The organism is Enterobacter sp. BIGb0383 (assembly GCF_003751845.1).
Classification (GTDB): Bacteria; Pseudomonadota; Gammaproteobacteria; order Enterobacterales; family Enterobacteriaceae; genus BIGb0383.
This window is the reverse complement of sequence record NZ_RJKQ01000010.1, coordinates 15,098-25,776: the sequence shown is the minus strand read 5'-3', so window position 1 is coordinate 25,776 and position 10,679 is coordinate 15,098. Positions and strand designations below refer to the sequence as shown.

The window sequence follows — 10,679 nt, the reverse complement described above, 5'->3', positions numbered from 1 at the left end:
CCTCATTTTTCAGAAGTTTTCTCTCGTCGACTCTGCGGTACATCGTGAAGTTGTTCACATGTTCCGTGTCGATGGAGGCGCATTATAGGGAGCCGAATTTTTTGCACAAGACTTTTCTCGATCTTTTTTTCCGACTGCTGTTTTTTCGCGCCTTTCGCTGAGATCGTACACGATCCGCCTAAAAAGTAAGTCATTTAAGGCTTGCGCAGACCCCATAATCCCACCAAAGTCATAAAGAAAACCCAATTCGAATGATGAGGTAACTATGTCTGCAGTACTCCGTCCCTATAAGGATCTTTTCCCGCAGCAGGGAAAACGCGTGATGATCGATAGTTCCAGCGTAGCGATCGGCGATGTCAGAATCGCGGACGATGTCGGTATCTGGCCGCTGGTCGTCATCCGCGGCGATGTCAATTATGTGCAAATTGGCGCACGCAGTAATATTCAGGACGGTAGCGTACTGCACGTCACCCATAAATCTTCATATAACCCGGAGGGGAATCCGCTGATCGTTGGCGAGGATGTTACCGTCGGGCATAAGGTCATGCTGCACGGCTGCACCATTGGCAACCGGGTTCTGGTCGGGATGGGATCGATCCTGCTGGACGGCGTTATTGTTGAGGATGATGTGATGATTGGTGCCGGTAGCCTGGTGCCGCAGAATAAGCGTCTGGAGAAAGGCTATCTCTATTTAGGCAGTCCGGTAAAACAGATACGCCCGCTGACGGACGCCGAGATCGCCGGTCTGACGTACTCGGCGAATAACTATGTTAAGTGGAAAGATGACTATCTGGCTCAGGATAACCAGAGCCAGCCCTGATCGTCTTCCTGCTGGGCACGGATCTGCTGCTCCGCTTCTTCTTCCAGATCCCAGCGATGTTCACGGAATGCCGCCAGCCACTGCGCTGGCGTCTCCCCGCCAAAACGCTGGGCGAGCGAATCCCCCTTAATCGCACAGGTTAGCTGCATACCGCTGACCAGCACCGGAAAGCAGACCGCGAGCAGTTGAGCATTCCACTCCTCGCGATCCGGAAACTGAATCGCCTGATTCACGCGGCCAGCTCTCGCTTCATGATATCAATCACCGGTGCAACGTCAGGCAATACCCCATGCCACAATAACGCGGCGTGCGCCGCCTGCCCCACCAGCATCCCCAGACCATCGGCACACTGATGCGCGCCCTGCTGCTGACACCATTGTAAGAATGGCGTGGGCCCTTTCTGATAAAACATGTCATAGCAATAAAGGTGCGGATGGATCAGCGACGCCGGGATCGCCGGGACATCACCCGCGATCCCGCTGGATGTTGCATTCACGATCAGATCGAACTTCTGCCCGGCAAGATCGTCCAGCGCACGCGCACTCACGCTACCGGTGTGGGTAAATAGCTGTGCCAGCGTCTGAGCCCGGGAAAAAGTCCGGTTCGTTATTGTCACGGCGCAATCCAGGGAGAGCAGCGGCAGCAGTACGCCCCGCGATGCTCCACCAGCACCGATTAGCAGGATACGCATCCCCGGACGTATAAAGGAGAGACGCTCCAGATCGCTCAGCAATCCTATGCCGTCGGTGTTATCCCCCAGCAGACGTCCATCCTCCAGACGTTTAAGCGTATTGACCGCTCCGGCGAGCGATGCCCGCTCAGAAAGAACATCCGCACGGGCAAAAGCCTCTTCTTTAAATGGCACCGTCACATTCGCCCCTTTACCACCAGCTTCAAAAAAGGCGTTCAGGGTCGCAACAAAATCATCCACCGGCGCCAGAACACGGCCATAGGGATAATCCAGCTGCAGCTGCTGCGCAAACTGCTGATGAATAAACGGCGATTTGCTGTGTGCAATGGGGTTACCGAATACGGCGTAGGTTTCCATATACTTATCCCTGGCGGAACTGCTCGCCTGTCAGTGCATCGCGAATTTCAGAAGGGTTAGTCCGGCCGCCCGTCGGGCCGTCGACCACGGGAAAATCCGCGCCAAACTGGGCAATGACTTCTGCCGTCGTCCGACACGGCGGCTGACCGGTCAGGTTCGCGCTGGTCGACACCAGCGGTTTACCGAAGGCGCGGCAGAGCTCAACTACCAGCGGGTGATCCGTCACACGCACGGCTAAGGAATCAAAACGTCCGGTTAACCAGTTCGGCGTCGTCGCCCTGGCCGGAAACACAAAGGTGACCGGGCCGGGCCAGCAGGCAAAAATGGCCTGCCGCTGATCTTCTGTTAACTGCGAATCGTCGATATAGGGTTTCAGCTGCTCAAAGTCGGCCGCGATCAGGATAAGTCCTTTCTCGACGGGCCGTTGTTTGAGCGCCAGCAGGCGCATAACCGCCTCTTCGCTGTCGGGATCGCAACCGACGCCAAAGACGGCTTCGGTAGGATAGGCGATGACCTGATTATTGTGCAGGACGTCCACCGTCTGAGCGATGGCACTGGATGGCAGGTTTTTATTCACTGATTTTATCCGCCGGAACCGGCTTTCCACATTGTTTACTGGCGCAGAAGTATTTCACTCCCTGCGCGGTTTTCTTTTCAAACAGCAGCGGGTAATGGCACTCCGGGCACTCACCCGCTACCGGTTTGTTATTAATGGCGAACTGGCACTCCGGGAAACGTTCACAGGAGTGAAACGTCTTGCCGAATCGCGAACGACGCTGCACCAGTTTGCCCTGCTGACACTGGGGACAGGTGATTGCCGTACTGTCAGGCTTGTCGATAAGCTCGGTATGCCCGCATTCAGGGTAATGACTGCAGCCGACAAACATCCCGAAACGCCCCTGGCGCAATACGAGCGTGGCGTCGCAGAGCGGACAGTGTTGCCCGTCCAGCACTTTAACGACATGCCCGTCCGCCTGACTTTTCAGGGGACGGACATAATCACATTCCGGATAGTGGGAACAACCGAGGAACGGACCGTGTTTCCCGGACCGAATGACAAGTTCAGCCCCGCACTGTGGGCAGGGCTCATTGTTACGCACGTTGAACAGTGCTGATTTGGCCATAACGACTCTTGATTGATGCTGTACAGATAATTAGTGCAGCATACCTTCATTCACCTCAAAGAGTAATTCTTCCATCTGCTGATAGGCGTTTTCACATCCCGGAATATTGAACAACACCATCAGAATGACCCATTTCAGGTCTTCCAGTTCAAAATCCGCCGTGTCCAGCGCCATCACGCGTTCAATCACCATTTCCCGCGTTTCGAGGTTTAGCACCTGAATTTGCTCCAGGAATAACAAGAATCCCCGACAGCTGGCATCTAATCGCTCGCACTCTTCCGCCGTGAAGATACGCACCGAAAGCGGGTCGGAAGCGAGCTGCATGGGTTCAACCAGGCCTTCCTGATAATCAGCCAGCTTTTCCAGCCACAGTAGAGCATTGTATATGTCTTCGCGATCGAAGCCCTCGTCGGTAAGGTCCCGCGTTAACTTGTCCTGATCCACACGCATTTCTGCTTCATTGTGGATATACGTCTCAAACAAATACATCAGTACGTCGAACATGGCATGCCCTCCTCAATCGGACATAGCCGCCGGGTACAGCTGCGATCCATCCTGCTAACTCCAGTTCGAGTAATTGGGCTACCGTCACTGGCACAGGTTGGCCGGCACGTTCAGCGACAACGTCAACAGGTGTTACCTCATCTCCTACGTTAGCCAGGAGCTCAGGAAATGGCAATGCCAGCGGTTCCTGTTGTGATGAATAAATCGCATTTTCCACCACATCTGGTGGCCAATGTAGCCCATATTGCAAATTCTCAACGATATCTATCGGCGAAGTAACCGCCACGGCGCCCTGGCGGATAAGCCAGTGAGGGCCTTCACTGCCGGGATTGCCCAACGCACCCGGTAACGCAAAGACCTCCCGCCCCTGTTCCAGCGCACAGCGCGCGGTCACCAGTGACCCGCTTCTTAGCGCGGCCTCCACGACCAGCACGCCGTGACTTAACCCGCTGATAATCCTGTTCCGACGTGGAAAATGAGCGGGCAACGGCGGCGTGGCAAGAGGGAATTCCGAGACCAGTGCGCCGCCGGCATCCACAATTTGCGAAGCCAGAGAACGATGACGGCGGGGATAGATGTCATACAGCCCATTGCCCAGCACGGCGACGGTCTGACCGTTGACCCGCAGCGCGCCACGGTGAGCGACACCATCGATACCCAGCGCCAGGCCGCTGGTAATCGTCAGCCCCGCTGACGCCAGCGTTTCGCAAAACAGACTCCCCCACTGCTCCCCATAGAGTGAGTGAACGCGGCTCCCCACCACCGCCAGCTGCGGTACGTTCAACGCATACAGATTGCCTTTGACGAAAAGGGCCGCGGGATAGTCGCGGATCGCACGTAAGGCGATAGGGTAAAGGGGGCTATTCGCCAGTAGCAGATGGTGGCCCGGCTGTTCCAGCCAGCGCAGACTGGCGTCGATACTCTGCCCTGAGACCGACTGCAAGCGCGCCCACTGCCTGGCCGTCAGTCCGGCACGGGTCGACACCCCATGACGGATTAAACTCCCGGCAATATCAACCATCTTATCGCCCCAGAGCGTCCCGACGTGCATCAGGCGTATCCATATCTCCGTGGGTGTCATCTTTCCCCCTGCCACAAGCGCCTTGCGCAATCTTTGCGATTGGTCAGCGATGCTGTCAATCAGAGGGCTATTTGTCTAGAATAGAGCTTATTAATGTTCCAACTCCTGAACTCAACTCTGGATCTCTATGTCAGTTTTGCACGTGTTACATATTCCGGACGAGCGTCTGCGCATCGTCGCCGCCCCGGTAAAAGAAGTGAATGCGGATATTGAGCGTATCGTCGATGATATGTTCGAAACCATGTACGCCGAAGAAGGGATTGGCCTTGCCGCTACCCAGGTAGATATCCATCAGCGCATTATCGTTATCGATGTCTCTGAAAATCGTGAGCAGCAGTTGGTGTTGATCAACCCGGAGTTGCTGGAGCAAAGCGGCGAAACCGGCATCGAAGAAGGCTGCCTGTCTATTCCGGAACAGCGTGCTCTCGTGCCGCGTGCGGAAAAAGTCAAAATTCGCGCCCTCGATCGCCACGGCAAAACCTTTGAGCTGGAAGCCGACGGCCTGCTGGCAATCTGTATTCAGCATGAAATGGACCACCTGATTGGCAAGCTGTTTATTGATTATCTGTCGCCGCTGAAACAGCAGCGCATCCGCCAGAAAGTGGAAAAACTCGATCGCCTGAACGCCCGGGCTTAAGGACAAGAATTAACGTGGCAGATTCTCTACGTATCATTTTTGCTGGCACCCCTGATTTTGCAGCGCGTCATCTCGACGCGCTGCTCTCTTCTGGCCACCAGGTCGTCGGGGTCTTTACCCAGCCAGACCGCCCGGCAGGGCGCGGTAAAAAGCTCATGCCGAGCCCGGTCAAAGTGCTGGCCGAAGAAAAAGGTCTCCCTGTCTTCCAGCCGGTTTCTCTGCGTCCGCAGGATAACCAGCAGCTGGTTGCCGACCTGAACGCCGATGTGATGGTGGTCGTGGCCTACGGGCTGATACTGCCAAAAGCGGTACTGGATATGCCGCGCCTTGGCTGCATTAATGTTCACGGTTCCCTGCTGCCACGCTGGCGCGGTGCGGCCCCCATTCAGCGTTCGCTGTGGGCCGGCGATGCCGAAACCGGCGTGACCATTATGCAGATGGATGTCGGCCTGGATACGGGCGATATGCTGCATAAACTCTCCTGCCCGATTACCACGCAGGACACCAGCGCCACGCTGTATGACAAGCTGGCCGGTCTGGGTCCACAAGGTCTGATCGAAACCCTGCGCCAGCTGGCGGAAGGGACCGCGAAGCCAGAAGTTCAGGATGAGTCGCAGGTGACCTATGCAGAAAAGCTGAGCAAAGAAGAAGCGCGCATCGACTGGACGCTTTCTGCCTCACAGCTTGAGCGCTGTATTCGAGCCTTCAATCCGTGGCCAATGAGCTGGCTGGAAATTGACGGACAGCCGGTAAAAGTCTGGCAGGCATCCGTGATTCACTCGCCGGTCAGCGCCGAACCCGGAACCATTATCGACGTCAGCAAACAGGGCATCCAGGTTGCCACCTCAGAAGGGATCCTGAATCTGGAGTCACTCCAGCCTGCAGGTAAAAAAGCCATGAGTGCTCAGGACCTGCTAAATTCTCGTCGGGAATGGTTTGTGCCCGGTAGTCGCCTGTTCTGACGGTTAAATCTATTCAGCCCGGTTCCTCCGGGCATTTTTATTTTTGTGGTTATGAAAAAACAAATCAACTTACGCAGTATGGCGGCGCAGGCCGTTGAACAGGTCGTCGAAAACGGACAGTCGCTGAGCAATGTGCTGCCTGCAATGCAGCAAAAGGTCGGCGAGAAAGACCGCGCCCTGCTCCAGGAGCTCAGTTTTGGCGTCCTGCGCACCCTTTCGCAGATGGAATGGCTGATCACGCGCCTTATGTCACGCCCGATGACCGGCAAACAGCGCACGCTGCACTATCTGATCATGGTGGGTCTCTATCAACTGCTGCACACCCGCGTGCCGCCGCACGCCGCCCTGGCGGAAACGGTAGAAGGCGCAGTGGCGATCAAACGCATGCAGTTTAAAGGTCTGGTCAACGGCGTCCTGCGTCAGTTCCAGCGCGAGCAGGAAAATCTGCTGGCAGAATTTGAGAAGAGCGATGCCCGCTACCTGCACCCATCCTGGTTGCTCAAGCGGTTACAGCTTGCCTGGCCTTCCCGCTGGAAGGGGATTGTTGAAGCCAATAATCAGCGTCCTCCGATGTGGCTGCGCGTAAACCGTAACCATCACAGCCGTGATGCCTGGCTTGCGCTTCTGACCGAGGCCGGACACACCGGCTTCACGCACCCGGACTACCCGGATGCCGTCAGGCTGGAAGCGCCGATGGCCGTCAGCGCGCTGCCCGGCTTTGATCAAGGCTGGGTAACCGTCCAGGACGCCTCCGCCCAGGGCTGTATGCGCTTTCTCGAACCGCAAAACGGTGAGCAGATCCTCGATCTCTGTGCCGCGCCCGGCGGTAAAACCACCCATATTCTCGAAGTGACGCCAGAAGCCAGTGTCCTGGCCGTCGATGTCGATGAGTCGCGTCTTTCCCGCGTCTACGACAACCTGAAGCGCCTCGGCATGAAGGCGACCGTGCGTCAGGGTGACGGACGTTTCCCGTCACAGTGGTGTGAGGATAAAAAGTTCGACCGCATCCTGCTCGATGCCCCCTGCTCCGCCACTGGCGTTATCCGTCGTCATTCCGACATTAAATGGCTGCGCCGCGATCGCGATATTGCCGAACTGGCAAAGCTGCAGTCCACGATCCTTGATGCCATCTGGCCGCATCTGAAGTCCGGCGGCGTACTGGTTTATGCTACCTGTTCAGTGCTGCCGGAAGAGAACAGTCAGCAGGTTGCGGCGTTCCTGAAACGCACGCCGGATGCCGAGCTCAGTGAAACCGGTACGCCGGAACAGCCTGGCCTGCAAAACCTGCCGGCGGCGGATGAGGGCGACGGCTTCTTTTACGCTAAGCTAATCAAACAGTAACTGAGATGACGGGCAGCAACCGATGAAAATAATCATTCTGGGTGCCGGACAGGTTGGCGGAACGCTGGCAGAGAACCTGGTCGGCGAGAATAATGATATTACCGTCGTCGACACCAACGGCGAACGTCTGCACAGCCTGCAGGATAAGTTCGATCTGCGCGTCGTTCAGGGTCACGGTTCTCATCCGCGCGTCCTGCGTGAAGCGGGAGCCGATGATGCCGATATGCTGGTTGCAGTAACCAGTTCGGATGAAACCAATATGGTGGCCTGCCAGGTCGCCTATTCCCTGTTTAACACGCCAAACCGCATCGCCCGTATCCGCTCGCCGGACTACATTCGCGATGCCGAGAAGCTGTTTCATTCGGAAGCGGTGCCCATCGATCACCTGATCGCCCCGGAACAGCTGGTTATCGACAGTATTTATCGACTGATTGAATACCCTGGCGCACTGCAGGTGGTGAATTTCGCCGAAGGGAAAGTCAGTCTCGCCGTGGTGAAAGCCTACTATGGTGGCCCGCTGGTCGGAAACGCCCTGTCGACCATGCGCGAGCATATGCCGCATATCGATACCCGCGTTGCCGCTATTTTCCGTCACGACCGTCCTATCCGTCCGCAGGGATCAACCATTGTTGAAGCCGGCGATGAAGTCTTTTTTATCGCCGCATCCCAGCATATCCGGGCGGTAATGAGCGAACTTCAGCGTCTGGAAAAACCCTACAAGCGCATTATGCTGGTCGGCGGCGGTAACGTCGGGGCCGGACTGGCGCGTCAGCTGGAAAAAGATTACAGCGTCAAACTGATCGAACGGGATCAGCAGCGTGCCGCCGAGCTCGCGGAGAAACTGCAAAATACGGTCGTCTTCTTTGGCGACGCATCGGATCAGGAGCTGCTGGCGGAAGAGCATATCGATCAGGTCGATCTCTTTATCGCGGTCACCAACGATGACGAAGCGAACATCATGTCCGCCATGCTGGCAAAAAGAATGGGTGCCAAGAAAGTGATGGTGCTGATCCAGCGTCGGGCCTATGTCGATCTGGTGCAGGGTAGCGTGATTGATATTGCGATTTCACCGCAGCAGGCGACGATTTCAGCGCTGCTGAGCCACGTGCGTAAAGCGGATATCGTCGGAGTTTCTTCCCTGCGCCGCGGCGTTGCCGAAGCCATCGAGGCGGTTGCCCACGGAGATGAAACAACGTCCAGAGTTGTCGGCAGGGTTATCGATGAAATTAAGCTGCCGCCAGGCACCATCATTGGCGCTGTGGTTCGCGGTAACGACGTCATGATCGCCAATGATAATCTGCGCATTGAGCAGGGCGATCACGTGATTATGTTCCTGACCGACAAGAAGTTTATTACCGACGTCGAACGCTTATTCCAGCCAAGTCCCTTCTTCCTGTAATTCTCATGGGCGTTCAATTGAACGCCTTTTTTATTTAACCCTTTATTTATTCTGGGTTAATTCATGACAACATCACTGTACCTTAAATGGAAAATCACTAAACATTTGTTAGACTTAGTGTGTCTTTGGCTTAAGGGGAACAATAATGAGTTTATTAAAAGAGTTTCGCGAATTTGCGATGCGCGGAAATGTGGTGGATTTAGCCGTCGGTGTCATCATTGGTGCAGCATTTGGTAAGATCGTATCATCTCTGGTGGCCGATATTATTATGCCACCGCTGGGACTGCTGATCGGCGGGGTCGATTTCCGTCAGTTCGCGATCACGCTGCGGGCTGCCCAGGGGGAAATCCCGGCAGTGGTAATGCACTACGGCGTATTTCTCCAGAACGTATTTGATTTTGTGATTGTCGCCTTTGCCATCTTTATGGCGATTAAAGTCATCAACCGGCTCAACCGTCAGAAAAAAGAAGAACCTAAAACCCCACCGGCACCAAGTAAAGAAGAGGTGCTGCTGTCTGAAATCCGCGATTTGTTAAAAGAACAAAACAGTCGTTCTTAACAGCCGGTCGCAGAAAGCAGAAGGCCAGTGGTAAAAAAGCACTCTGCTCTTTTGCCACTGGCCTCTTGGTGACCTCGTTTTGTATGTTTATCTTTTCGTAAATAGCTGCCTTTCCCTTTCTTGTTCTTCTCAATGCGCTGGCGAAACAGCGGGTCATGGAGCAGTGCCTCAATGGCATTATCGTTAATCTGCCCTTTGGTATGCTGATAACGGCTCATACGTTCTCCTGATTGTGTAATAAAACGCCGAGAGTGTAGTCCTGCGCGCCGACAAAATCAACAGCTGCCGGTGGTCATGTCCCGTGCTGCTCCCTGCTCCAGCGCCTCAAGAATAGAACAGTAAACGCTACTGTGTGCGGTGCCGCAGCAGGCGTCGTTCAGACGCTGCAGAGAAAGACGCATTGTCTGCAGTTCAGCGATGCGAGCTTCTACCTCACTCAGTCGTGCCTGGACAATACTCTTCGATTCCTGGCAGGTATGATGCTCGGGATCGACGCGGATCGACAGCAGTTCGCGGATCGCCTCAAGGGTAAAACCGAGCTGTCGTCCGTGGCGAATAAACTTCAGCCGCTGCAGATCCTTTCCGGTGTAAAGACGAAAACCCCCTTCGGTACGGACTTCATGATCCATCATCTGCTGCTTTTCATAGTAGCGGATGGTATCTGGCGTCACGTCAGCCAGCTTCGCAAGTTCACCAATACGGTACATGGTTACACCTCAACAAGAGTAATAGAGTGAGTGTAGCAAGGCGGGAGGGGAGAGGACAGGCGTAAAAAAACCCGCCGAAGCGGGTTTTTCATTTGCTTCTACAGATTACTCTGCAGCAGCTTCTGCTTTCGATTCTGAACGATCAACCAGCTCGATGTAAGCCATCGGCGCGTTGTCGCCTGCACGGAAGCCACACTTCATAATGCGAGTGTAACCACCGGCACGGCTCGCGAAACGCGGGCCCAGTTCGTTAAACAGTTTTGCCACGATCTCGTTATCACGAGTGCGGGCGAATGCCAGACGACGATTAGCTACGCTGTCAGTCTTGGCAAGAGTAATCAGCGGCTCAACTACGCGACGCAGCTCTTTCGCTTTCGGCAGGGTCGTCTTGATGATCTCATGACGAACCAGAGAACCAGCCATGTTGCGGAACATAGCCTGGCGATGGCTGCTGTTGCGGTTCAGTTGACGACCACTCTTACGATGGCGCATGACCT

At 55.2% G+C, this 10,679-nt stretch carries 15 protein-coding genes; 6 read left to right on the top strand and 9 right to left on the bottom strand.

Translation table 11 applies throughout. The features are described from left to right. The first annotated feature begins 265 nt into the window (after window positions 1–265). Window positions 266–820 (top strand): gamma carbonic anhydrase family protein, encoded by a 555-nt coding sequence (locus EDF81_RS23705; protein ID WP_123350661.1) that lies wholly within the window; start codon window positions 266–268, stop codon window positions 818–820. On the opposite strand, the gene EDF81_RS23700 is transcribed toward EDF81_RS23705, so the two are convergent. Genes EDF81_RS23700 through dprA form a run of 6 tightly spaced genes read right to left on the bottom strand, consistent with a single transcriptional unit; the run spans window position 796 to window position 4,577 of the window. After that, a complete protein-coding gene (locus EDF81_RS23700) occupies window positions 796–1,053 on the bottom strand; it encodes a DUF1488 domain-containing protein (protein ID WP_123350659.1) in 258 nt (85 codons plus the stop codon). The two genes, EDF81_RS23705 and EDF81_RS23700, sit on opposite strands and share 25 nt — an antisense overlap. Next, on the bottom strand, window positions 1,050–1,868 hold the full coding sequence (gene aroE, locus EDF81_RS23695; RefSeq protein ID WP_123350657.1) for a shikimate dehydrogenase: 819 nt from the start codon (window positions 1,866–1,868) through the stop codon (window positions 1,050–1,052). The genes EDF81_RS23700 and aroE overlap by 4 nt, the downstream gene beginning before the upstream one ends. Before the next feature lie 4 nt (window positions 1,869–1,872). Next, entirely contained in the window at window positions 1,873–2,445 is a 573-nt protein-coding gene (gene tsaC / locus EDF81_RS23690) for an L-threonylcarbamoyladenylate synthase type 1 TsaC (protein WP_123350655.1), read from the bottom strand. After that, entirely contained in the window at window positions 2,438–2,992 is a 555-nt protein-coding gene (locus EDF81_RS23685; protein ID WP_123350653.1) for a type I DNA topoisomerase, read from the bottom strand. The genes tsaC and EDF81_RS23685 overlap by 8 nt, the downstream gene beginning before the upstream one ends. Before the next feature lie 30 nt (window positions 2,993–3,022). Next, a complete protein-coding gene (smg, locus tag EDF81_RS23680) occupies window positions 3,023–3,496 on the bottom strand; it encodes a DUF494 family protein Smg (RefSeq protein WP_123350650.1) in 474 nt (157 codons plus the stop codon). Beyond that, entirely contained in the window at window positions 3,468–4,577 is a 1,110-nt protein-coding gene (gene dprA / locus EDF81_RS23675; RefSeq protein WP_123350648.1) for a DNA-protecting protein DprA, read from the bottom strand. Before dprA ends, smg begins: the two co-directional genes overlap by 29 nt. Window positions 4,578–4,704: 127 nt before the next feature. On the opposite strand from dprA, the gene def reads away from it, so the two are divergent. The 5 genes from def to mscL all read left to right on the top strand — a co-directional run bounded on the left by def (window position 4,705) and on the right by mscL (window position 9,475). Further along, entirely contained in the window at window positions 4,705–5,214 is a 510-nt protein-coding gene (gene def / locus EDF81_RS23670) for a peptide deformylase (RefSeq protein ID WP_123350646.1), read from the top strand. Between the two features lie 14 nt (window positions 5,215–5,228). Next, window positions 5,229–6,176, top strand: coding sequence for a methionyl-tRNA formyltransferase (gene fmt, locus EDF81_RS23665; protein ID WP_123350644.1), 948 nt, complete (start codon window positions 5,229–5,231; stop codon window positions 6,174–6,176). Window positions 6,177–6,227: 51 nt separating this feature from the next. Continuing rightward, window positions 6,228–7,517, top strand: a complete 1,290-nt coding sequence (gene rsmB, locus EDF81_RS23660; protein WP_123350642.1) for a 16S rRNA (cytosine(967)-C(5))-methyltransferase RsmB — start codon at window positions 6,228–6,230, stop codon at window positions 7,515–7,517. A 22-nt stretch (window positions 7,518–7,539) separates the two neighbouring features. Continuing rightward, window positions 7,540–8,916: a Trk system potassium transporter TrkA gene (trkA, locus tag EDF81_RS23655; protein WP_123350639.1), complete on the top strand. Its 1,377-nt coding sequence runs from the start codon at window positions 7,540–7,542 to the stop codon at window positions 8,914–8,916. A gap of 145 nt (window positions 8,917–9,061) precedes the next feature. After that, entirely contained in the window at window positions 9,062–9,475 is a 414-nt protein-coding gene (mscL, locus tag EDF81_RS23650; RefSeq protein WP_123350637.1) for a large-conductance mechanosensitive channel protein MscL, read from the top strand. Here the strand turns inward: mscL and EDF81_RS23645 are convergent. The 3 genes from EDF81_RS23645 to rplQ form a co-directional block, all read right to left on the bottom strand. Beyond that, window positions 9,472–9,693 (bottom strand): alternative ribosome-rescue factor A, encoded by a 222-nt coding sequence (locus tag EDF81_RS23645; protein ID WP_123350635.1) that lies wholly within the window; start codon window positions 9,691–9,693, stop codon window positions 9,472–9,474. The two genes, mscL and EDF81_RS23645, sit on opposite strands and share 4 nt — an antisense overlap. Window positions 9,694–9,750: 57 nt before the next feature. Further along, entirely contained in the window at window positions 9,751–10,182 is a 432-nt protein-coding gene (gene zntR / locus EDF81_RS23640; protein WP_123350633.1) for a Zn(2+)-responsive transcriptional regulator, read from the bottom strand. Window positions 10,183–10,287: 105 nt separating this feature from the next. Then, on the bottom strand, window positions 10,288–10,674 hold the full coding sequence (rplQ, locus tag EDF81_RS23635; protein WP_004106324.1) for a 50S ribosomal protein L17: 387 nt from the start codon (window positions 10,672–10,674) through the stop codon (window positions 10,288–10,290). Between the last annotated feature and the right edge of the window lie 5 nt (window positions 10,675–10,679).